The 23,659-nt window shown below is 45.3% G+C and carries 18 protein-coding genes; 14 read left to right on the top strand and 4 right to left on the bottom strand.

Annotated elements, in window-relative coordinates:
* Window positions 1-32: 32 nt before the first annotated feature.
* The 3 genes from mutY to gldE all read left to right on the top strand — a co-directional run bounded on the left by mutY (window position 33) and on the right by gldE (window position 3,021).
* The gene (gene mutY, locus V7S74_RS06765) at window positions 33-1,088 is read left to right on the top strand and encodes an A/G-specific adenine glycosylase (protein WP_406778017.1); all 1,056 of its coding nucleotides are present in this window, start codon (window positions 33-35) and stop codon (window positions 1,086-1,088) included.
* Between the two features lie 48 nt (window positions 1,089-1,136).
* Complete coding sequence (locus V7S74_RS06760) at window positions 1,137-1,592, top strand: single-stranded DNA-binding protein (protein ID WP_406778016.1); 456 nt, start codon at window positions 1,137-1,139, stop codon at window positions 1,590-1,592.
* Between the two features lie 79 nt (window positions 1,593-1,671).
* Window positions 1,672-3,021, top strand: coding sequence for a gliding motility-associated protein GldE (gene gldE, locus V7S74_RS06755; RefSeq protein WP_406778015.1), 1,350 nt, complete (start codon window positions 1,672-1,674; stop codon window positions 3,019-3,021).
* Here the strand turns inward: gldE and V7S74_RS06750 are convergent, their stop codons facing one another.
* Together V7S74_RS06750 and V7S74_RS06745 are read right to left on the bottom strand one after the other, a co-directional pair.
* On the bottom strand, window positions 3,022-5,298 hold the full coding sequence (locus V7S74_RS06750) for an ATP-dependent helicase (protein WP_406778014.1): 2,277 nt from the start codon (window positions 5,296-5,298) through the stop codon (window positions 3,022-3,024). It abuts the gene before it with no gap.
* A 65-nt stretch (window positions 5,299-5,363) separates the two neighbouring features.
* Window positions 5,364-6,569, bottom strand: coding sequence for an acyltransferase family protein (locus V7S74_RS06745; protein WP_406778013.1), 1,206 nt, complete (start codon window positions 6,567-6,569; stop codon window positions 5,364-5,366).
* A gap of 66 nt (window positions 6,570-6,635) precedes the next feature.
* On the opposite strand from V7S74_RS06745, the gene pxpB reads away from it, so the two are divergent.
* Window positions 6,636-7,265, top strand: coding sequence for a 5-oxoprolinase subunit PxpB (pxpB, locus tag V7S74_RS06740; protein ID WP_406778012.1), 630 nt, complete (start codon window positions 6,636-6,638; stop codon window positions 7,263-7,265).
* Window positions 7,262-8,125 carry a 5-oxoprolinase subunit C family protein gene (locus tag V7S74_RS06735; protein WP_406778011.1) on the top strand — a complete coding sequence of 288 codons (864 nt, stop codon included), beginning with the start codon at window positions 7,262-7,264 and terminating at the stop codon, window positions 8,123-8,125. The genes pxpB and V7S74_RS06735 overlap by 4 nt, the downstream gene beginning before the upstream one ends.
* On the opposite strand, the gene uvrB is transcribed toward V7S74_RS06735, so the two are convergent.
* On the bottom strand, window positions 8,096-10,114 hold the full coding sequence (gene uvrB / locus V7S74_RS06730) for an excinuclease ABC subunit UvrB (RefSeq protein ID WP_406778010.1): 2,019 nt from the start codon (window positions 10,112-10,114) through the stop codon (window positions 8,096-8,098). The genes V7S74_RS06735 and uvrB overlap by 30 nt on opposite strands.
* Before the next feature lie 72 nt (window positions 10,115-10,186).
* Between uvrB and V7S74_RS06725 the strand changes: the two genes are divergently transcribed.
* Together V7S74_RS06725 and mazG are read left to right on the top strand one after the other, a co-directional pair.
* Entirely contained in the window at window positions 10,187-11,044 is an 858-nt protein-coding gene (locus V7S74_RS06725) for a glycoside hydrolase family 16 protein (RefSeq protein ID WP_406778009.1), read from the top strand.
* A 2-nt stretch (window positions 11,045-11,046) separates the two neighbouring features.
* Window positions 11,047-11,832, top strand: a complete 786-nt coding sequence (gene mazG / locus V7S74_RS06720; protein WP_406778008.1) for a nucleoside triphosphate pyrophosphohydrolase — start codon at window positions 11,047-11,049, stop codon at window positions 11,830-11,832.
* Here the strand turns inward: mazG and V7S74_RS06715 are convergent.
* Window positions 11,829-12,932: an aldose epimerase family protein gene (locus V7S74_RS06715; RefSeq protein ID WP_406778007.1), complete on the bottom strand. Its 1,104-nt coding sequence runs from the start codon at window positions 12,930-12,932 to the stop codon at window positions 11,829-11,831. The genes mazG and V7S74_RS06715 overlap by 4 nt on opposite strands.
* 157 nt (window positions 12,933-13,089) lie before the next feature.
* Here V7S74_RS06715 and rpsA point away from each other — a divergent pair, with 157 nt between their 5' ends.
* From rpsA to V7S74_RS06680, 7 genes are all read left to right on the top strand, one after another.
* A complete protein-coding gene (gene rpsA / locus V7S74_RS06710; protein ID WP_406778006.1) occupies window positions 13,090-14,931 on the top strand; it encodes a 30S ribosomal protein S1 in 1,842 nt (613 codons plus the stop codon).
* A 108-nt stretch (window positions 14,932-15,039) separates the two neighbouring features.
* A complete protein-coding gene (locus V7S74_RS06705) occupies window positions 15,040-16,473 on the top strand; it encodes a Gfo/Idh/MocA family protein (protein ID WP_406778005.1) in 1,434 nt (477 codons plus the stop codon).
* Window positions 16,474-16,539: 66 nt separating this feature from the next.
* Window positions 16,540-17,049, top strand: a complete 510-nt coding sequence (locus V7S74_RS06700) for a cupin domain-containing protein (RefSeq protein ID WP_406778004.1) — start codon at window positions 16,540-16,542, stop codon at window positions 17,047-17,049.
* 102 nt (window positions 17,050-17,151) lie between these two features.
* Window positions 17,152-17,754 carry a TetR/AcrR family transcriptional regulator gene (locus tag V7S74_RS06695; RefSeq protein ID WP_406778003.1) on the top strand — a complete coding sequence of 201 codons (603 nt, stop codon included), beginning with the start codon at window positions 17,152-17,154 and terminating at the stop codon, window positions 17,752-17,754.
* Window positions 17,751-19,094, top strand: a complete 1,344-nt coding sequence (locus tag V7S74_RS06690; protein ID WP_406778002.1) for a TolC family protein — start codon at window positions 17,751-17,753, stop codon at window positions 19,092-19,094. Before V7S74_RS06695 ends, V7S74_RS06690 begins: the two co-directional genes overlap by 4 nt.
* Before the next feature lie 7 nt (window positions 19,095-19,101).
* On the top strand, window positions 19,102-20,211 hold the full coding sequence (locus V7S74_RS06685) for an efflux RND transporter periplasmic adaptor subunit (RefSeq protein ID WP_406778001.1): 1,110 nt from the start codon (window positions 19,102-19,104) through the stop codon (window positions 20,209-20,211).
* 64 nt (window positions 20,212-20,275) lie between these two features.
* Entirely contained in the window at window positions 20,276-23,647 is a 3,372-nt protein-coding gene (locus V7S74_RS06680; protein WP_406778256.1) for an efflux RND transporter permease subunit, read from the top strand.
* Window positions 23,648-23,659: the final 12 nt, after the last annotated feature.

Here is a 23,659-nt window from a genome sequence, read left to right as displayed (position 1 = left end):
GGCTGATTTTTTTCGTAAATTTGATTTCAATCATGCAAAAAAGCCCTATCCATCCTTTTTCGGCCACAATTATGGCTTGGTATGTCGAGCACCAGCGCGAGCTGCCTTGGCGACAAACGAAGGATCCGTATGCGATTTGGCTATCAGAAATCATTTTGCAGCAGACCCGCGTGGCGCAGGGCTTGCCCTATTACGAGCGTTTGCTGGCGGCTTTTCCTGCGGTGAAGGATTTAGCTGAGGCGCCGGAAGCCTCGTTGCTGCGTTTGTGGCAGGGTTTGGGCTATTATTCCCGGGCTAGAAACTTGCAAAAGGCGGCTCAGATGGTTGTGCGCGAATTTTCGGGTTCCTTCCCACAAACTTATGACCAGATCATCCGCCTGCCCGGCGTGGGACCTTATACGGCGGCGGCGATTGCGTCCTTTGCTTTTAATGAGGCCAAAGCCGTAGTAGACGGCAACGTCTTCCGGGTTTTGTCACGCGTGTTCGCGGTAGAAACAGATATTGCCTCTTCTGCGGCTCGAGGAGTTTTTACTTCACTAGCTCAGTCCTTGATTCCGGATGCGGATCCAGCGGGATTTAATCAGGCGATTATGGAGTTTGGCGCTTTGCAATGTACGCCGGCACCAGATTGTTCTGTTTGTCCTTTACGGATTTCTTGTGCTGCTTTTAGTGCTAGCCGAGTTGCTGAGTTACCGATAAAATCCAAGAAGACGAAGGCCAAAGAAATACAAATGGACTACCTGGTCATCGAGCAGAAGGGTGAACTTTTAGTGCGCGAGCGGACTGAAAACGGGATTTGGAAGGGATTGTGGGAGTTCTATTTAATCGAAGGATCGCTGGAATGGCTCCCATTTCCTCGTCAAACGCTTAAGTCCCCACCCGTTCATCTGTTAAGTCACCGAAAAATCAATTGCGAAGCGTGGCATGTTCAGGTTCCTGATAATTTTGACTTGGAAATTCCAGCGGGATATGGCTGGATGAGCCCCTCAGAGTTCGAGAGCAAAGGAAAACCAGTTTTGCTTTTGAACCTAATAACTGATAATTTAGACTGTCCTATTTTACAAGACATTTCACCCGCTTACCTTTAGGCAATGCAAGGAGCCTTGCTAAGCTAACCCTTTAAACGACAAATCATTATGGCTGGAGTAAACAAAGTTATTTTACTAGGAAATTTAGGCGCTGATCCGGAAGTGCGCGCGCTTCCTAGCGGTGTGAAAGTAGCAAACATTAACATCGCGACCTCCGAGTCGTATACCGGAAAAGACGGACAACGGGTAGATCAAACCGAATGGCATCGCGTGGAGCTTTGGGATAACCTGGCGAACATCGCGGAGCAGTATTTGAAAAAAGGAAATCAAGTATATATCGAAGGAAAAATTCGTTCCGAAGAATGGCAAGATAAAAATGGGGCAACCGTTCGCGGCTATAAAGTACGTGCTACCTCGATTAACCTAATCGGAGGACGAAATGAAGGCTCGCCAGCGTCTGCTCCAGCAGCAGAAAGACCGAAGCCAGAAGCCGTTTTAGCAGGGGCGACGAAGTCAGAGCCTTTCCCTCCGATGATGGAAGAAGGCGATGACCTGCCGTTTTAAATTTAATGTGACAAAAAAGGGAATATCGCTTTTCGTATTCCCTTTTTTGTAAATTTGCATCGATCAGTTCACTCAAAATATGGACCCAGACCCCTTACCCAATCTCTTTTTACTCGCCGTGGAGCCTTCCATTAGTGTGAGTTCAATTGCGCTTATTTCCTTCGTTTTAGTGGCTCTGTTGTTTCTATCTGCCGTTTTAGCCGGATCAGAGGTAGCTTTCTTTTCCCTGAATGCAGACCAGCGAATCTACTTGCGTGAAAGTGAGGTTAGCAGTGAGAAAAAGGTCAGTGTATTACTCGAAAAACCACAGCAATTACTCGCTACTTTGTTGATTTCCATCAACTTTGTGAATATTATTTTCATTACACTTGCAAATTATTTGACCTCTCAGGTGATGGGAGAACAGTCGATGGAGACGGTGTTAGTGACCCTGTTTTTATTGTTTGGGGTGACCTTTATTATTACGTTTTTCGGGGAATTAATTCCCAAAGTGTGGGCACAACAGAATAACCTGAATTTCGCCCGCTATTCTGCTCCGCTGATTAGCTTTTTAAGTTTCGTTTTTGCCCCGCTTTCGAAAGCGCTCTTAGGCATTTCTGGGTTGATCGAGAAACGCGTGAAGAAGAAGTCCTACACCCTGACTTCCCAAGAATTAAATCAGGCGCTGGAGATTACCACCGATGAGAATACGAGTGATCGGGAGAAGGATATTTTACGCGGCATTCTGAATTTTGGGAATATTTCCGTGAAATCGGTGATGCAGGCAAGACGCGATATTGTTGCCTTCGACACGAGCATGAATTTCCACGAATTAATGGACCTCATTAATAAGAATGGCTACTCTCGTGTGCCGGTATTCAATGAGACCATCGATAAAATCGAGGGTATTTTGTATATCAAAGACTTATTAAAACACATCGACCAAGACGAGAATTTCGATTGGATTCCCCTTTTGCATACCCCATTCTTCGTTCCGGAAAATAAGAAAATTGATGATCTTTTGTACGATTTCCAAGAGAAAAGGGTGCACATGGCCATCATCGTAAATGAATACGGCGAGACCGAAGGTTTAGTCACGATGGAAGATATCATCGAGGAAATCGTGGGTGAGATCAATGATGAGTTCGATGAGGTGGAAGCGGATTACAAGAAAATCGCTGAGAACATCTATGTTTTCGAGGCGAAGACTTCGCTAAATGATTTCTGCCGGGTATTTGAAATTGATGGAGCTTATTTCGAGAAGGCCAAAGGCGAGAGTGAAACCCTTGCCGGTTTGATTATCGAACTTTTTGGAAGAATCCCAAGTGCAGGAGAGGAAATCGAATTCGAAGATTTTACCTTTAAAGTGCAGTCTGTCGATACACGACGCATCAAAAAGGTGCGAGTGACCCAGCGTTTATCCGCGGATCAAGACGATTCCCAAAACTAATTAGCTTACCACCATCAGTTTCGCGAAGCTCAACAAGAGTGTCTTCTCGCCTACCCCTTTTTCAAAATCAATCACCGCTTTGCGTTCTGCGCCATTTACATCGATGCGTTTGATGAGACCGAAACCGAATTTAGCGTGTTCGACTTTTTGGCCGGCTGCTAAAGCTAGGGCATCCGTTGCTTGAAAGTTCGTGGACACCACGTGCTGGTAATTCGTATTCGTCGTTGACTTTTGAATCAGCTGAGCAGCTGAAGGCGCTGGTTTAGCCGTAAAGCCTGTTTTCTGAACGGGACGGAAACTCGCCACTTCTTTGCGAGCGCCGGCCGGCTTCGCCATTTTGACAAAATTAGGATCTAGTTCATTCAAGAAACGACTCGGCTCGCACGCTTTTCTTCGTCCAAATTGGTATCTTTCTTCTGCGTAAGAAATCATTAACTTCTTCTCTGCCCGAGTCACCGCCACATAAAACAAGCGACGTTCCTCTTCCAGGTCCTGCTGGGATTGCAACATCATTTGAGATGGGAATAAATCCTCCTCTAATCCCACCAAGAAGACGCGATTAAACTCCAAACCCTTTGCCGAGTGTATCGTCATCAAAGTCACCTTATCGCGATCGGCCGGATCTTCGTCCGCATCAGCGTTTGTTAACAGGGAAACGGATTGCAAGAAGGTCGCAAGTGACTTGTCCTCGTTTTCCGGATTGTCCACGAAGGACTTGATGGCATTCAGTAATTCTTGTAAGTTTTGGTAGCGTGCTAAACCCTCTACCGTCTTGTCTTCGTACAATTCGCGCAATAAACCCGAGGCTTTCGCCACGTGGTTCGCCACCTCGTAGGCATCTTTTTTCTCAACCTCGACCATCAATTTGAAGGACTTGATCAAATCAGAGAAAGCCTCGATTCCCGCACTTCCACGTGCCGCTTGAAATTGCCCAATATTCGAAACGATGTCCCAAACCGGCACATTGTTTTCAGCAGCCGTCACCACGATTTTAGCGATGGTCGTGTCACCGATGCCGCGTTTTGGCAAATTGATGATGCGCTTGAAAGCCTCCTCATCGTTCTGGTTCACCGTAAAACGCAGGTAGCCTAACACGTCCTTAATCTCCTTGCGTTGGTAGAAAGAAACGCCACCGATGATGCGGTATTTGATATTTAAGCGGCGCAAGGCCTCCTCAAAAGAACGTGATTGCGCATTCGTACGGTACAAAATAGCGAAGTCAGACCAGGTCAAATTCTCTTTCTGAGCTGCCTCGAAAATCGTCGAAGCAATCATCCGACCCTCTTCATTATCACTCGAAGCACGGATGATTTCGATATCATCTCCATCCTCGTTCGAAGTGAAGACGTCTTTCTTTAATTGATTCTTATTGCGAGAAATAATCGAATTTGCGACGGCCACAATGGCCTTCGTGGAACGGTAATTTTCTTCTAATTTAATGGTCACCAAGTCCGAATAATCACGCTCGAAATTCAGGATATTCTGGATATCCGCGCCACGGAAGGCATAAATGGACTGCGCATCGTCGCCCACCACACAGATGTTTCGATTCACCGCAGACAATTTCTTCGTGATCAAATATTGGGAAACGTTCGTATCCTGAAACTCATCCACCATCACGTGCTTGAACTTGTGTTGGTATTTGTTCAGTACGTCCAAATGGTCGCGGAAAAGGATGTTCGTTTGGAATAACAAATCATCAAAGTCCATCGCATTCGCCGCGAAGCAGCGCGCGCAGTAGAGTTGGTATAATTCGCCCATCGCTGGGATGCGAGCCAGGCGATCTTCTTCGGCTAAAATGGAAGAACCGGTATATTGTGCTGGACCGATTAAGCGGTTTTTCGCATTCGAGATGCGGTTCAAAACCAGGTTTACTTTGTATACTTTATCGTCTAAATTCTTCTCTTTAATCAGCGCACGGATTAATGATTTCGAATCGTCGGTATCGTAAATAGAAAAGTTCGAGGTATAGCCTAGACGTTCGCCTTCGAAACGAAGTATTTTGGCAAAAATCGAGTGAAACGTACCCATCCAAATGTTCTTCGCCGCATTCCCTATCACCGTCTCGATACGATGGCGCATCTCACCTGCCGCCTTGTTCGTAAAGGTCAACAGTAAGATCGCAAATGGATCCACGCCCTTCTCAATCAAATGTGCCGTACGATACGTCAGCACGCGGGTCTTTCCAGATCCGGCGCCGGCGATGATCATCAAAGGACCATCAATATGTTCGACTGCTTTTCGTTGAGGCTCGTTCAGGCCAGCTAGGTAATCCATCTGTTTTGGGCTAATCAATAAGGGCTGTAAAAATACGAAATTAAGCCCGGATTTGCCCTATGAAATTAGACTTTATAGTATCTTTTTCGGGAGTCGAAGAAGGCCAAAATCCCCGCCCAAATCACCACATAAATCAGCGCTCCCGCTAGTGAGGCATTGATTTTATCCGCAAAAAGCGGCTCGATTCCCTGCGAATAAATCCAAGAAGTTAGGCCATCCTCTCCTATTTTGATCATTCCCAAAACCCTGGGGATAATCCCCGAGAAGAAAAACACTAACATCGGGTTCATCCCAAAGATCAAAACCGGCTTCCAATAATGATCAGAACGAATCGTCGCCTGCAAAATGGCGAGCAATAAAAGATCCCAACCCGCCGCCACGAGCACATAAGAACTCGTCCACAAAGCCTTATTAATGGGAAAATACCAGCCCCAAATGGTCCCCGCTACTAAGGCAATTGCCCCCGCAGCAAACAATACGGAAGCCTTGGCTGATCCCTGCAAATACCTACCCGCAAACAATCCCGCTAATCCCGTCGCGACCGCCGGCAACGTGCTGAGAATTCCTTCCGGATCCCACGTCTTCGAGCTCGCCCAAAGATGTCCTTCCAACAAATAATTATCTAACCAAGCCGCTAAGTTCTTATTCACCTCCAGGTTAGCTGCACCGATACCAGGCACCTCCACGAAATGCATCAAGGCCCAATAACCTACAAGGCTAGCGATAAAAACAACGATCTGAATTCGCAGAGAGGCATAAAAATGCAATAATCCAACGAGCAAATACACCACTGCGATCCGCTGCAAGACTCCAGGAATACGCACATGCTCGAAATCAGTCAAACCAGAAAAGCAGAGGACTATCATAAACACAAAAGCACCCACGGCCACCCAAAACTGCTTCTTCAAAGAATAATCCCCTAAAAAGGCCACGGTTGCAGCCGCCATCGCGAGCAAGCGAACGACCAGCGTAAAGTCGCCGGCGTGGATTTTGGAGAAAAAACTTAGCGAAAGGCCTAGCAAAAATATCCGCAGAGCGCGTTTGAAAATCTTCCATAATTGATCCTCAGAAGGCTTCGAAAGAACCGTCGAAATCCCCACGATGAAAAGGAAGGACGGAAAAACGAGATCCGTCAAGGTATAGCCATGCCACTCCGCGTGCTCTAAAGGCGCATAAATGTGCCCCCAATCCCCCGGATTGTTCACGATCGTCATCAAAATGACCGTGAGTCCGCGGAAAATGTCAATCGATAAAAGTCGTTTGTTCTCCATATTATTTATATGACTACTGCTTCTCATGTAATATAAAAATACTAAATTACCTTAGAAATATACCCTATGATTCCTCAAATCTACGAATTAGGCGACAGCGCGCTCACGATCGAATTCGGCAACGAAATCAGCGAGAAATTGCACGAGGAGGTCATTAAGCGCTTTTATCAGTTTCAATCCGAGCCGCTTCCTGGGACTTTGGACTTAATTCCAGCCTATGCCAGCCTGACCATCGTCTTCGATTTAGGTTATGTGGCAAGTCGCTTTCAGGGCTTGTCCGGAATGAAAACCCTAATTGAAGAAAAATTAGCCCAGTCCTTCACTTCGCCAGCCATGGAAGGACGCCTCCACGAAATCCCCTGCGACTATTCAGGGCCAGATTTAGCAGCCGTGGCCTCCGCTTGTGGACTAACTGAAAAAGAGGTCATCACCATTCACAGCGAAAAAATATATACCGTTTTCTTCCTCGGCTTCTTGCCCGGATTCGCCTACATGGGCACCACAGACGAACGAATTACCGTGTCTCGTAAAGATCAACCCACCAGCATTCAAGCTGGGGACATCGGCCTAGCTGGCAACCAAACCGGCATTTATCCGAGCGCTTCTCCAGGAGGCTGGCAAATTATCGGTCACACCACTCAGATTCCCCATTTCAAAGCGGGGGATCGTGTCCGTTTTATCCCCGTAAAGGCATGAAACTAATCAAGAAAGGTTTATTGGATTCCTGGCAAAGCCTACCTATCTACGGCCTGCAACACGAGGGTATTCCGCCTGGAGGGGCCATGGACACCTTTTCTTTGCAATTGGCGAACGCGCTCGTGGGAAACGATGTATACGATAAAGCATTGGAAATGCACTTCCCGACTGGAGTTTATCAGTTCGAAACAAGCACCTTGATCGCTGTTTGTGGCGCAGACTTCTCGGCCTGCATCGATAACGTAGAAGTTCCCATGAACCAGCCCATCAAAGTTCCACCGGGAGCGATTATCAGCTGTAAAAAACCGGTTTCAGGTAAACGCGTTTACATTGCCGCAAAGGAATTAAAAGACGAAAAAGTCTCTCGCGTAAAAATTATGCCTTGGTCCATGGGACCCGAAGATGCCCCAAGCCAAGATCCGATTCGAATTCTGTGCGGAAGAGAGTGGGATCATTTGAAGGCTTGTTCGCAACAGCTAATATTAAGCAAGGATTTTGCCATTTCCGCGACGTCGAATCGCATGGGTTATCAGCTTGTTCAGGAACCCATGAAAACGGTTTCTTCGGCGACGATGTTATCCAGTGCCGTGACCGTAGGAACCATTCAACTCCTCCCCTCAGGGCAATTAGTTGTCTTGACGGCGGCGCACCAAACCACCGGAGGCTATCCTCGTATAGGCCACGTCATTTCGGCGGATTTGCCACGACTAGCGCAAATGGGGCCAGGAGATAGCGTCCGCTTTACGATGACAGACGCGATGACGGCTGAATACGAGTGGATTCTACAGCAAAATTACTTGCAACAAGTTCGGAATGTGTGTGCCTTGAAATTAGACCAGCATCGAATCGATCACCGCTAGTTCATCGCGAAGACGCGCGGCTAATGGGAAATCAAGATCACGCGCTGCTTTCTCCATCTCTTTTCGGATGGTTTCGGATTGCTTCTTCAGCTCTGCCGGTTTCATATAAGCTAATAATGGATCTGCCGCGACTGGCGCTTGATCTGGGTGAATCGTGTAATTCTTCGTCGGTTTCGCCATGCGATCTGCGATGGAGGTTTGCTCCATGATTTCATCGTGCGAACGCCAAATCGTTTTGGGCGTAATCCCGTGCTTCTCGTTATAGGCCATTTGGATGGCTCGGCGGCGATTCGTTTCAGAGATTGCAAGTTCCATCGAACCCGTGATCTTATCCCCGTACATCAACACCTTGCCATTTTCATTACGTGCCGCACGACCGATGGTCTGAATCAGCGAACGAATGTCGCGCAAGAATCCTTCTTTGTCCGCATCCATAATCGCAACTAAAGAAACCTCCGGTAAGTCCAAGCCTTCTCTCAATAAGTTCACGCCTACTAATACATCGATGACGCCTAAACGTAGATTGCGGAGTATTTCGACACGTTCCAGCGTTTTCACCTCCGAGTGAATGTACTGGCATTTGATTCCTACGCGGTCAAGGTATTTCGAAAGTTCTTCCGCCATACGTTTCGTCAGCGTCGTGATTAAGACACGCTCATTTTTCTTAATGCGATCGTAAACCTCTTCGAGTAAATTATCGATTTGATTTTTCGTAGGGCGGACTTCGATTAATGGGTCCAAAAGCCCCGTAGGCCGTATAATCTGCTCAACTACAACTCCTTCCGAGCGACGCAATTCGTAGTCGGATGGGGTGGCGGAGACGAAGATGGTTTGGCCGATTAAGTCTTCGAATTCATCGAATTTTAAGGGGCGATTGTCCATCGCAGAAGGCAAACGGAAACCATATTCTACTAGGGATTCCTTGCGGGAGCGGTCGCCGCCATACATCGCGCGGATTTGGGGCATCGTGGCATGGCTTTCGTCCACGACCATTAAGAAGTCGTCTGGGAAGAAGTCCAAAAGACAGAAGGGGCGCTGGCCGGATTTTCTTTGGTCAAAATACCTCGAATAATTCTCAATACCCGAGCAATAACCTAACTCGCGCATCATCTCTAGATCAAACTCCGTCCGCTGCTTAATCCGCTCCGCTTCCGTCAATCGACCTTCGCGACCGAAATAGGAAATCTGGTTCACTAAATCCTCCTGAATATGTGAGATGGCATTGTTCAAAGTCTCGCGACCCGTCACGAAGAGGTTTGCTGGGAAAACGGCCACCATCGTCTCCGATGAAATCTTTTTACCTGACCAAGGATCGATGCGGTGAATCTCCTCGATCTCATCACCAAAAAACACAAAGCGATAACCAAAGTCCGCATAAGCTAAGAAAATATCCACTGTGTCGCCCTTTACACGGAACGTTCCGCGCAAAAATTCGCCTTCCGTCCGCGCATACAAAATCTCGACTAAGCGGAATAAAAACTGATTACGCGAGATAACATCTCCCACGGCCACACGCATGATCGAGTTCCGGTATTCCTCCGGATTTCCCATACCATAAATGCAGGAAACGGAAGCAATCACAATGATGTCGCGGCGGCCAGACATCAACGAAGAGGTCGTAGCTAAACGCAATTTTTCAATCTCCTGGTTAATGGAGAGGTCTTTTTCTATGTAAGTACCCGTGGAGGCGATAAAGGCCTCGGGCTGGTAATAATCGTAATAGGAGATGAAATACTCGACCGCATTTTCCGGAAAAAAGGACTTGAATTCCCCGTATAATTGGGCGGCCAGTGTCTTGTTATGGCTCAAAATCAGCGTAGGCTTGTTCGTCTGCTGAATCACATTCGCGATCGTGAAGGTCTTTCCGGAACCTGTCACACCTAGTAACGTTTGTGCCTGCTCTTCCTTCTTTACCCCCTCGACTAATTGCCGAATTGCCTCGGGTTGATCACCGGTAGGTTTATAAGAAGAAATCAGTTTAAAATCCATCCCGAAATATACGAATATTGGAGAGGATAAATCCGGAGGAAATACTATTTTTGGGAAAAATCTATCAACACTATGCTTCGTCTTGCCATTCTATTCCTAAGTCTCGGTACTTTCACTTCGTGTAAATCCGAAGAGCCTGTAAAGCCTGCCATTAATATGAACGACTTTGTTGTTCCTCCTCCCAAAGAATATACCTTTGCGACGACGCCGTTTTGGGCGGATGAATTCGAGAAAGAAGGTTTGCCTGATGCTTCGAAATGGAGTTATGACGTAGGAAATAGTGGCTGGGGAAATAATGAACTTCAGAATTATACCAATGCGAATATTAAAAATGCGCACATCGAAAATGGCATTTTAACCATCGAAGCCATCAAGGAAACGGCAGGATCGAGTGCTTATACTTCAGCTCGTATCGTAACGAAGGGAAAGAACGACTTTTTATATGGTCGTATTGAGGCTAGGGCGAAGATTCCAGCAGGTCGTGGAAACTGGCCAGCGATCTGGATGTTAGCTAGTCAATCCGATTATGGTACACAATACTGGCCAGACAATGGTGAGATTGATATTTTAGAGCACGTAGGTTACAATCCTGGTGTTATTCATGCCAGCGTTCATACAAAAGCATATAACCACATCATAAATACTCAGAAGACAGCGACGACTGTGTTGGAAAATTGGGATACCGAATTCCATAAATTCCGTGTAGACTGGACACCAGACTATATCCGCGCTTTCATCGATGATAAGCAATATTTCGAATTCAAGAATCCGAAGGGTGGCTGGGAGCAATGGCCTTTTGACAAGAAACAACATATCTTGATGAACCTGGCGATCGGTGGAAACTGGGGAGGCCAAAAGGGTGTGGATGACACGATTTTCCCTAATAAGTTCCAAATCGACTACATTCGCGTTTACGCGCTGAACCCTTAATCATGAAATACCCCAAAGCCGCGGAGGCATTCGACCGATTACTCGTCATCATGGATGACCTACGCGAAAAATGCCCTTGGGATAAGAAACAGACGCTGGAATCATTGCGGCATTTGACCATCGAAGAGACCTATGAGCTTTCCGATGCGATTTTGGAAAATGACCTGCCTGAAATCCGTAAGGAACTAGGGGATATCTTCTTGCACCTCGTATTTTACAGTAAAATAGGCTCAGAAAAAGGGGCCTTCGATGTCAGCGACGTATTGCACGGCGTGTGCGAAAAACTCATCAGCCGCCATCCACATATCTACGGAGATGTAGTCGCTGAGACCGAAGAGCAAGTAAAACAGAACTGGGAAGCTTTAAAATTGAAAGAGGGGAACAAGTCCGTTTTAGGCGGCGTTCCGGGATCACTTCCAGCGCTTGTAAAGGCGATGCGCATTCAAGAAAAGGCACGCGGTGCGGGTTTTGACTGGGAAGAAAAAGAGCAGGTGTGGGAGAAAGTGGAGGAGGAGCTGGGCGAATTCAAAGAGACTTTCGTAGGCAAAGAATTAGACGAAGCGGGGAAAGCGGAGGCAGAGGGTGAACTAGGAGATTTGATTTTCAGTCTCGTAAACTTCGCGCGATTCATCGATATTAATCCAGAAACGGCCGTAGAGCGGACGAATAAAAAATTCATTAAGCGCTTCCAGCACCTCGAAAAGCGCGCAGCAGAGAATGGGAAGGCGCTTTCTGAGATGACTTTGGCAGAAATGGATGTCTACTGGAACGAAGCGAAAACGCTCTAGTTTACGCTAAATTGATACGCAGTCTTCGTTTTATAGGTGTCTCCTGGACGTAAAACCGTCGTAGGGAATGCCGGCTGATTAGGCGAATCCGGAAAATGCTCCGTCTCTAAACATAGCCCAAATCGCTTCCCATACGCTACCCCATATTTTCCTGTCAAGTGCCCATCTAGGAAATTCCCCGTATAAAACTGCACCCCCGGCTGATCTGTCGAAACCACCATCTTGCGTCCTGAAACGGGTTCCACGACAGTTGCGATCTTAGCATAAGTTCCGAAAGCCTTGTCCAAAGCCCAGCAATGGTCATATCCCCCACCTAATACAATCTGCTCCGATGAAGTATCGTTAATGCGATCGCCCACCACATGCGACTTCGTGAAATCAAATGGGGTACCCGCCACAGCGGTCAACTCGCCCGTCGGAATCAATACTTTATTCACCGCCACTAAACGTGACGCATCGATCTGCACCTCATGCGCTAAAATATCGCGCTTTGCATTTCCGCTCAAGTTAAAATACGAGTGATTGCTCAAGTTTAAAACCGTCGCTTTATCAGTCGTAGCCTCGTAAGAGATCCCTATTTCATTATCCTCCGATAAGGTATAGGTCATTTTAACGCTCAAGTTCCCAGGGAAACCCTCTTCCAGGTCTTTAGAAATGTAGCTTAATGATAAACTGCGATCCGACGCCTCCAGTACCTGCCACACTTTCTTATCAAAACCCACCAAACCGCCGTGAAGGTGTTGGCCGTTATTTTGGGCAGCTAAAGTATATTCCTTCCCGTCTAATGTAAATTTCCCTGCCGCAATCCGGTTTCCGAAACGTCCGACAATCGCTCCGAAATAGGGCGTGTCCTTGATATATTCATCTAGTGTTTCAAAACCCAACACGACATCCTCTAATTTCCCCGTGCGATCAGGCGTTAGGATTTTTTGGATGATGCCACCGTAGTTCATGATGTGAACTTCCATTCCTTTGGCATTCTTCAAAGTAAAAAGTGTAACTGACTCGCCCGCAGGCGTTTGGCCGAAAGGTTTTCCGGGATTATGCATGGCTAATAGGTTTTGGGACAAGAAAAACAGGGCTAAAAAGCAATATTTCATCGATTAAAGAGGTTTGTGGATTCAATTTACCACAAAAGATGGAAAATAAAATTATTCTTCGTAGCTTTGCACCCCAATTTAAAAATTGTTTCAAACTTAATTTCAGCAAGTTAGCCCAGCTTGTTGATGTAGGCAAAAAGCCAAACGGGCAAAAAATATGTCAAAACAACCAAAAGATTTCGACTGGGATTTAGTTGAAGGAAAAGGATTCGGTGGTAACTATACTACGGAGCAAAAAGAAAAAATGGAGGCTGCTATCGAAGCAACCTTGAACTCGGTCACTGAGAAAGAAGTAGTGAAAGGTATTGTGGTAAGCAAGACTGACCGTGAAGTAATCATTAACATTGGATTCAAATCTGATGGTTTAGTATCTGCTTCAGAATTCCGCGATATGCCGGATTTGAAAGCTGGTGACGAAGTGGAAGTATACATCGAGAACCAAGAAGACGCAAACGGACAATTAACGTTGTCACGTAAGTTAGCTAAGGTGATGGGTGCATGGACTAACATCGAGAAAGCATTAGAAGAAGATACCATCATCAATGGTTTCGTTAAGCGCCGTACAAAAGGTGGTTTAATCGTAGATATCTTTGGAATCGAGGCATTCTTACCTGGTTCTCAAATTGATGTGAAGCCTATCCGTGACTTCGATATTTTCGTAGGTAAAAACATGGAGGTTAAGGTGGTTAAAATCAACCACACAAATGACAACGTAGTTGTATCTCACAAAGTATTAATCGAGAAAGATCTTGAGGCTCAACGTCAAACGATCTTAACGAACTTAGATAAAGGTCAAGTACTAGAAGGTGTGATCAAAAACATGACTAATTTCGGTGTGTTCATCGATTTAGGTGGTGTAGATGGTTTACTTCACATCACAGATATCTCATGGGGTCGTATCAACCACCCACAAGAGGTATTGAAATTGGATCAAAAAATCCAAGTGGTGGTATTAGACTTCGACGAAAACAAAAAACGTATCTCTTTAGGTATGAAGCAATTACAAGCTCACCCTTGGGAAGCTTTAGCTGCTGGAACGGAAGTAGGTTCGAAAGTAAAAGGTAAAATCGTTAACGTAGCTGATTACGGTGCTTTCTTAGAAGTATTGCCAGGCGTTGAAGGTTTAATCCACGTGTCTGAGATGTCATGGTCTCAACACTTACGTAACCCACAAGATTTCTTAAAAGTAGGCGACGAAATGGAAGCAGTAGTGTTAACATTAGATCGTGCTGAGCGCAAGATGTCATTAGGTATCAAGCAATTAACAGAAGATCCTTGGACTAAAACTGATTTATTAGCGAAATATGCAATCGGTACGAAGCACAAGGGAACTGTTCGTAACTTAACTAACTTCGGTTTATTCCTTGAGTTAGAAGAAGGAATCGACGGTTTAGTTCACGTTTCTGACTTGTCTTGGACAAAGAAAATCAAGCACCCATCTGAATTCGTTAAAGTTGGTGATTCTTTAGATGTTGTTGTCATCGAATTAGACGCGGATAACCGTCGTTTAGCTTTAGGACACAAGCAATTAGAGGAAAACCCTTGGGATACTTTTGAGAGTGTGTTCACTTTAGGTTCTACGCACAAAGCAACGATCATTTCTAAGAATGAGAAGTTCGGTGTATTAGAATTGCCTTACGGTATCGAAGGATTAGCTCCTTTGAAGCAATTAACTAAGGCGGATGAGTCAGCAGCGGAAGCTGGTGAGGCGTTAGACTTCGTGGTAACTGAGTTCCACAAAGAAGAGCGTAAGATCATCTTATCTCACACACGTACCTTCACTGCAGCTACGGCTGAAGAAGTAGCGGCTGATGCTGCTGCGGCGAAACCAGAGAAGAAAAAAGCAACTAAGTCTGCTGACAAACCAGCGACTACTACAGCTGAGAAATCGACTATGGGCGATATCGGTGCATTATCTGCTTTAAAAGAGCAAATGGAAGGCGCTGAAAGAGAACAAGCGATTAAAAAATTAGAGAAGAAATCTAAAAAAGCTGAATAAGAGCGTTTATCTGTTCTATCATGAAAGGGGTTAGCGAAAGCTGACCCCTTTTTTTGTTTTCTTGATTTTTTTTCCAAACTTACACTCCATCATTAAAACCTATCAACCATGAGTAACAATTCAAGACGGGACTTCCTGCGTAAAGCTGGATTAGCCGCAGCTAGTTTCTACATTGTCCCTCGCCACGTCCTAGGCAAAGGGTACATTGCTCCTTCAGATAAATTAAACATTATGGGTGTCGGTGGTGGCGGAAAAGGCTACAGCGATATCATGAGTTCTTATAATAAGGGAGCTGAAAACATCGTCGCTATCGTCGATGTAGATGATCGCCAAATCGCTCGAATCAAAGGCGACCTCCCGAAAGCAAATTACTACCGTGATTTCCGTGCTGCCTTAGATAAAGAGGGTAGCAATGTAGATGCGGTCATCGTTTCTACGCCAGATCATACCCACGCAACGATTGCGATGGAGGCAATGCGTCGCAAGAAGCACGTATATGTACAAAAACCTTTAACGCACGACATCTACGAGGCGCGTCTTTTAGGCGAAAAAGCAGCAGAGATGAAAGTGGTAACCCAAATGGGTAACCAAGGATCTTCGGGCGATGGCGTTCGTAAAATGGTCGAATGGTTCGATGGTGGTGCGATAGGTAAAGTAAAAGAAGTCTATGTATGGACGAACCGTCCGGTTTGGCCACAAGGAATTGCTTATCCATCTGCTGGATCACCTACTCCATCTGAGGTGGATTGGGATCTTTGGTTAGGACCTGCAAAATACAGAGAATACAATCCGGCTTTCCTTCCATTTAAGTGGAGAGGCTGGTGGGATTATGGTACAGGTGCATTAGGTGATATGGGATGTCACTTATTAGATCCTCCATTCAAGGTATTAGGTATCCGTGATGCGATCGACGTAGAATGTTCGGTGGGTTCTGTCTTCTTGCAAGATTGGACGCCAGAATACATTCCACAAGGATGTCCTCCTAGCTCGATGGTCACTTTACACTACGGGCCTTCGAAAAAGAATAATTCCCCAGTGAAATTAACCTGGTTTGATGGTGGCCTTCGTGCTCCACATCCAGAAGGTATCCCATCGACCGATGTCATCGGAGATGCAGATGGATCAAACGGTGTCATCTTAATCGGATCGAAAGGAATCATGACTTGCGGTACCTATGGTATGAATCCAAAAGTATACAGAAACGGAGCTCGTGTAGATGAGTCTGAACTTCCGAAAGCAAGCATTCCGCGTGTGAAAGGTGGAGACGGCGGTCATAATACTCAATGGGTAGAGGCTTGTAAGGCTGGTTTTGGCAATATGGAAGTAAGTTCTCCATTCGAATATGCAGCACCATTTACGGAATCTGTTTTAATGGGTAACCTAGCGATTCGCTCGTACATGTTACGCGAGGGCGAAGGCCGTAACGCGAAGTTCACCGGTCGTCAAAAACTGGAGTGGGATGCGAAAAACATGCGCATCACGAACTTCGATGCTGCGAACCAATTCGTACGTCGCGAATACCGCAACGGCTGGACGCTATAATTGACCATTCGATAATTAGATCAGAAAAGACGGGATGCTCTCCCGTCTTTTTTTTATTTTTGTCCCATGAATTTTAGCTCAACTACCCCTGCTTCTGAAGTCTTCGCGCAAGTCGAAGCTTACATCATCTCTCAAGGTTATACGATTATTGACAAAGACCACAGCCGCCCATGGGGAGGATTCTTTGTGTTAGATGAAAACCAAGCAGCGAAGTTCGCAGCACAATTCTTTCCACAGCTTACCCTTGATTCCATTCAGATCACCCAAAAGCTAAGCCCTAAGTTCCTAGTGGTTGCTCCTAATAAGCGCTTGTCTTGGCAATACCATTTCCGCAGAGCGGAGGTTTGGACGGTCAATGCAGGTCCGGTAGGGGTCGTTATCTCCGAAACGGATGAGCAATCCGATCCTGGAATATATCAAGAAGGTGATTTAATAACTTTGCCCACGGGCATGCGCCACCGTTTAGTTGGATTAGACAGCTGGGGTGTGGTGACGGAGATTTGGCAGCATACGGATGTGGAGCATCCATCGGATGAATCGGATATCGTCCGTTTGCAAGATGATTTTGGCCGTTAATCAAATTTAACCGAGTCATAATCTTAAAATAATACAAGAAAACTTTGTAGTCTCTAAAAGTTTCCATAGTTTTGCTTCCCGATTAATCAAAGGGATTAGCAAATGAAATCGCGTATTCTAGAAAAAGGAACTGAATTATTCTTCCGCTATGGTGTTAAGACCGTAACGATGGATGCGATTGCGAGCGATCTAGGCATTTCTAAAAAAACGATTTATCAACATTTTCCGGATAAGGATTCGATGGTATATGAAGTCGTGAAAAACTTCATTGAACTGGATGTGGCGAAATGGGAAGAGCTCGATCGGCTGTATTCGAACGTGATTGAAAAGATGTTTAAGTCCTTTGAAATGACGAAGGATCTTTTAACTCAAATGAATCCTCGCTTACTTTTCGAAATTCAAAAATACTTTCCAGCGGCTTTCGAACTTTTTACTAATCACGGCGAAAAATACATTCACAGCAATCTCATCGCGGACTTTAAAAAGGGCGCCCAATTCGGCTATTTCAGAAGTGATATCGACTTCGAATTGCTTGCGCGTTTGCGTATGGCTGAAGTGAACTTAGCCTTCAACCCAGACTTCTTTCCGAATAATAAATTACCCCTTTTCGAAACTCAAATGGTCCTGATGGATGTTTTCATGCGCGGGATTTTGACCGAGAATGGTTTAACACTTTATACATCTTACCAAAACAATTTAAAATGATGATCCGCCTAAGAAAAATTTGTGCCGGTCTATTTTTACTGACCTCCCTAGCAGCAAACGCGCAGAGCTTCAGCTTGAAGCAGGCCGTGGATTATGCCATCACGCACCAAGTGCAGGTTAAAAATAGCCAAATCGACTTGCAGAATGCAAGTGCGAAGATCAACGAGATCAAAGCGATGGGCTTGCCGCAAGTCAATGGTTCACTTGCTTTAACAAACAACATCGTCTTGCAACGTGCCTTCATTCCTGCTAAAATTTTCAATCCAGCCGCAGCTGAGGGGGAATTAATCGCAGCGAAATTCGGCGTGGACAATTCAGGCTTTGCCAGTGTGGGTCTAAGTCAACTCGTTTTTGACGGTTCGTATTTATTAGGCTTGAAAGCAACTTCGGTTTACAAGGATTTAGCGGTGAAGTCAGTAACACAATCAAAGCAACAAGTAGCGGAGAATGTGACGAAGGCTTATTACGGCATTCTAGTGAACGAGAAGCGCATGGGCTTATTAAGCTTGAATTTGGCTCGCCTAGACACCTTATTAAAAGAAACTCGCGAATTAAATAAGCAAGGTTTCGTAGAGAAGATCGACGTGCAGCGTTTAGATGTGCAAGCAAATAACTTGCGCACGGAATTAGACAACGTGAATCGCCTACAAGAATTGAGCTATTCTTTATTGAAGTTCCAAATGGGCTATCCAATAGAAGAGCCAATCAAAGTAACTGAAAGCTTAGAGAAAATCGAATTGGCGACTTTTAATACGAACACAGCGAGCGAATTTAGCTATGCAAATCGCATTGAGTATTCCATCTTACAAACGCAGGAAAACCTGGCTGAACTTGATTTGAAGAGCATTAAAGCAGGATACTTACCTCGTTTAGTCTTGAACGCGAACTACGGTTATAACGCGGGAGCGAATGCCTTCGGCGATTTAGTTTCTAAACCTTGGTTCGATAATGCCGCAGTGACTGTGGCGCTACAGATTCCTATTTTCGACGGATTCTCGAAAAAATACAAGGCGGTTCAATCAGCAAATAACTTACAAAAGGTACGCCAGTCTTATGGTTTGTTAAAGTCGTCCATCGATTTGCAACGTTCACAGGCGAGCATTACGATGAAAAACGCTTTGGAATCTATGAAAGAACAAAAAGCGAACTTGGATTTAGCGAATGAAATTTCACGCGTGACACGTGTGAAATACCAACAAGGTGTAGGTTCTAACCTAGAGGTTTTGAACGCAGAATCATCGATTAAAGAATCACAAGCGAATTATTTTACCGCATTATACAATGCGTTGATTGCCAAAGTAGAAGTAGAAAAAGCAAACGGTACACTATACATAGACTAATAGAAACATGAAAAAATTAGCCATCCTCCTAAGTGGAATCATTTTATTCGCGGCATGCGGATCGAAGGACAAAAAACAAGAATTAGCTGACTTGAAGAGTCAGGCTAAGGAAATTCAAGCGAAAATTGAAGCGCTTGAGAAAGAAGTAGGCAAGCCTTCAGATAAAGCTGCAGAGAAAATTATCACGGTTAGCGTGAGCCCATTAGCTCCACAAAACTTCCAACACTTCGTAGAGGCGCAAGGGAATGTCGTAGCAGAAAACACCGTTTTAGTAAGCCCACAAACAGGTGGTGTGATCTTAAGCTTGCCAGTGGTGGCGGGTCAAACCGTTTCGAAAGGACAATTGATCGCGACTTTGGACAATAACATCTTAAAAGAGTCATTAGAAGAGATTCGCCAGCAATTATCGTTAGCGAAGACGATTTACACGAAGCAGAAAGCGCTTTGGGATCAGCAAATCGGAACGGAAGTGCAGTATTTGAGCGCGAAGTCGAACATGGAGTCTTTGGAGAAAAGAATCGTAACCGTGAAAGCACAATTAGGTCTTTCTCGCGTAACGGCTCCAATCTCAGGTACGATCGAATTAGTACGCCAAAAAGCAGGTGAAATGGGCGCTCCAGGTGTGCCTATCGTTCAAATCGTGAACTTAGGTAACTTAAAAATCGCCGCTAAAATCGCTGATTCTTATGTTGGAACCGTAAAGCAAGGCGACGAAATCACCATCAAATTCCCAGATTTAAACAAGGAATTAAAGGCACGTATCTCGTTAGTATCTAAAATGGTGAACCCATTAACGCGTACATTCGACATCGAAGCACGCATCCCGAACGCAGGTGGCGAATTAAAGCCGAACTTATTAGCGGTGATTAACATCAACGATACATCGAAGAAAAACGCGATCGTCATCAGCGAAAACATCATCCAAAAGACCGAAAAAGGAAATCTAGTGTACGTAGCCGTGGAAGAAAATGGCAAGAAAGTAGCTCGTGCGCGCGTGATCACAATAGGTTTAACGTACAATGGTCAAGCAGAGATTACAGAGGGTCTGAAAGCAGGCGAAGCACTTATTACACAAGGATTTCAAGATTTAGTAGATGGTACAGCCATCTCATTCTAAGTAGAAAATGGAAAAAAATATCAAAAATGAGCAGTTGCCAGAAGGCAAAGGCTTGATTTATAACATGGTGGGCTGGTTAGCCCAAAACCGCACGACGGTTTACATCTTCACCTTCATCATTTTTGTGGCGGGGATGGGAATCTATTCGAGCTTACCTAAGGAACAATTCCCAGACATCGTGGTGCCCCAAATGGTCATCCAGACAGTCTATGCCGGAACAACTCCTTCGGATATCGAGAACACGATCAACAAACCAATCGAAAAGCAAATCAAATCCATCACGGGTGTTAAGCGCGTAAAGTCAAACGCATTGCAAGACGTTTCTGTGATCATCGTTGAATTCAACACCGACGTCACCGTCCCCATCGCAAAGCAGCGAACACAGGATGCAGTAGACAAGGCGATCGCCGATTTGCCCAAAGACTTAACGCGTGAGCCATCGGTAGCTGAGGTGAACTTCTCGGAGTTCCCGATCATGAACATCAACATCGCAGGTGATTATCCACTCGATAAGTTGAAGAAATACGCAGAGGATTTACAAGACGAGATCGAAGGCATGCCCGAGATCAACCGTGTGGACATCATCGGTGCGCTAAAGAGAGAAATCCAAATCAACCTGGATCTATACAAGATGCAGAGTTATGGTTTGACTTTCTATGACATTCAATCGGCTGTTCAAGGCGAAAACGTGAACATTTCTGGCGGTGATTTAGCCGTGAATGGCGTTCGTCGTTCCCTTCGGGTGACGGGCGAGTTCAAGGCGGTAGATCAAATTGCGAATTTGGTAGTCGGTTCTTCTACAGGTGCACGCGTTCGTTTAAAAGACGTGGCAGAGGTGGTAGACAGCTATGAGGAGAAGCAAGACTTTGCGCGTTTGAACAATAAGTCAGTTATCACGTTAAACGTCATCAAACGTGGTGGTGCGAACTTAATCGAGGCGGCAGATCGCATCGAAAAAACGATCGAAGAATACAAAGAAAACAGATTCCCAGAAGGCTTAACGGTAACGACAACGGCGGATCAATCGGAGCGTACACGTGGCGACTTAGCGGATTTGATTAACACAGTTATCCTAGGATTCATCTTCGTGGTAGTTGTATTAATGTTCTTCATGGGAGTACGTGATGCGGTTTTCGTTGGTTTATCTGTGCCTTTATCGGCCTTATTGACCTTCTTATTCATGCCCTCATTAGACTTCAGCTTGAATACGATCGTCTTATTCGGTTTTCTTTTAGGCCTGGGTATTGTGGTGGATGATGCGATTGTGGTGATCGAGAATGCGCACCGTTTGTTCAATAACTTCAAGAAGTTGACGATTACGGAGTCGGTGAAATTAGCCGCTTCAGAGGTATTTATCCCGGTATTATCAGGAACGTTAACGACGATTTCCCCATTCTTACCTTTGCTATTCTGGCCAGGTATCGTGGGTGAATTTATGAAGTACTTGCCTATCACGTTGATCATTACGCTTTTTGCGTCCCTATTTGTGGCCTATGTCATGAACCCGGTGTTCGCGATTACGTTTATGAAGCGTCACGATGAAGAGGTGAACGATGTGAAATCTCCGAAGTTTTCGGACATTCGCCGCACCGTATTTATCTTGTTGAGCTTAGCCGTTTTCGGCTATGTGATGGGCTTCGGTTTAGGCCACTTTGGATTCGGTAACTTCTTCATTCTGTGCATTATCCTGTATGTGTTCAATCACTTTGTGATTACGCCGAAGTGGATTGTGCCGTTCCAGGAAGTTACGTTGCCTAATTTCAAGACGAACTACCGTAAGTTGATTTCGTGGGTTTTGATGGGTCGCCGTCCTATTTATGCGACTATTTCTGCCTTCGTTTTATTAATTGTAACGATCGGTTTATTAGGCGTAGTGAAGCCTAAGGTGGTTTTCTTCCCTTCAGGTGATCCGGATTACATTTATATTTATGCCAAAAACCCGATCGGAACTGACGCAACCGTCACAGATTCGGTTTCCAAAGTAATCGAAAAGCGCGTATTCACTTTCTTAAACAAAGAAGGTTACAGCAAAATAGTGAACTCGGTCATTTCGAACGTGGGTAAAAACGCCGGCGATCCGATGCAACCAGACCGTGGTGCTACTCCGCACAAAAGTAAGGTGACGATTGCTTTTGAGAAATTGCAATTACGGGAGGGAATTAAGACGGGTGAGGTATTAAGTAAAATTCAAGCAGACTTCGCCAAAAATCCTCTAGCCGGTGTAGAAATTGCCATCGAACGCGAGAACAACGGCCCTCCTACAGGTAAACCTATCTCCATCGAAATCGCTGGAGACGACTTCGTGGTTTTACAAGATTTAGAGAAGAAAGTGCGCGCGGCTGTCATCAAGTCTGGCATCCAAGGTATCCAAGAGTTGAAATCTGATTTAGTGACGAACAAACCAGAAATCATCATCGACGTGAACCGCGAGAAAGCATCCCGCGAAGGTATTTCATCTGCTCAAGTAGCGATGGCCGTTCGTACCGGTTTATTCGGTTCGGAAATATCTAAATTCCGTGATGCGAAGGACGAATATCCTATTCAATTACGTTTAAAAGGCGATTCTCGCAACCAAATCGAGAAGCTTTTACAAATGAACGTAACCTACCGTGATATGAACATGGGTGGTGCCTTGCGCCAAGTACCTTTGAATTCCATCGCAGACATTCGCTACGCGACTTCATTCAGCCAGATCAACCGCAAAAACCAAGAGCGTGTCATCACCTTAGGTTCTGATGTAGTTCAAGGCTATAATGCGAATGAAATCGTAGGCGAGTTAACTACGCTTTTCGAAGAAATCGACGTGCCTCAGGGGTATAACATCCGCATGGGTGGAGAGCAAGAGGACCAAAAAGAATCCGGTGCCTTCCTAGGTGTCGCATTCCTTGCTGCCCTTGTATTAATCTACTTAATCCTAGCGACACAGTTTAACTCAGCGGTAAAACCAATGATCATCTTTGCAACGATCTTATTATCGTTAATCGGTGTATTACTTGGCTTCATGGCCTTCGGCATGACCTTCTCCGTGATTATGTCAGGTGTAGGTATTATCGCCCTTGCCGGTATCGTGGTAAAGAATGGCATTCTTTTGATCGAATTCATCGAGGAGCTTCGTTTCAAGCGTGGCTACGATTTGAAGGAAGCGATCATCGAAGGTGGTGGTATCCGTTTAACACCGGTATTATTAACGGCTTCTGCTGCGGTTTTAGGCTTAATTCCATTAGCCCTAGGCCTTAGCATCGACTTCGTTACCCTATTTACGGAACTAAATCCACACATTTTCATCGGTTCTGAATCCGCAGTTTTCTGGGGAATCTTAGCCTGGACGATCATCTTCGGATTAACGTTCTCGACCATTCTTACCCTTGTTATCGTTCCATGTATGTACTACATCTCGGAGCGCATCAAGCAAAAGTGGTTTACAAAAGCAGTATAATTATTTTAGGTT

The sequence above is a fragment of the Aquirufa novilacunae genome (assembly GCF_045310505.1).
Taxonomy (GTDB): domain Bacteria; phylum Bacteroidota; class Bacteroidia; order Cytophagales; family Spirosomataceae; genus Aquirufa; species Aquirufa novilacunae.
The sequence above is the reverse complement of the archived record's forward strand: the minus strand, read 5'-3'. Positions and strand labels throughout refer to the sequence as shown.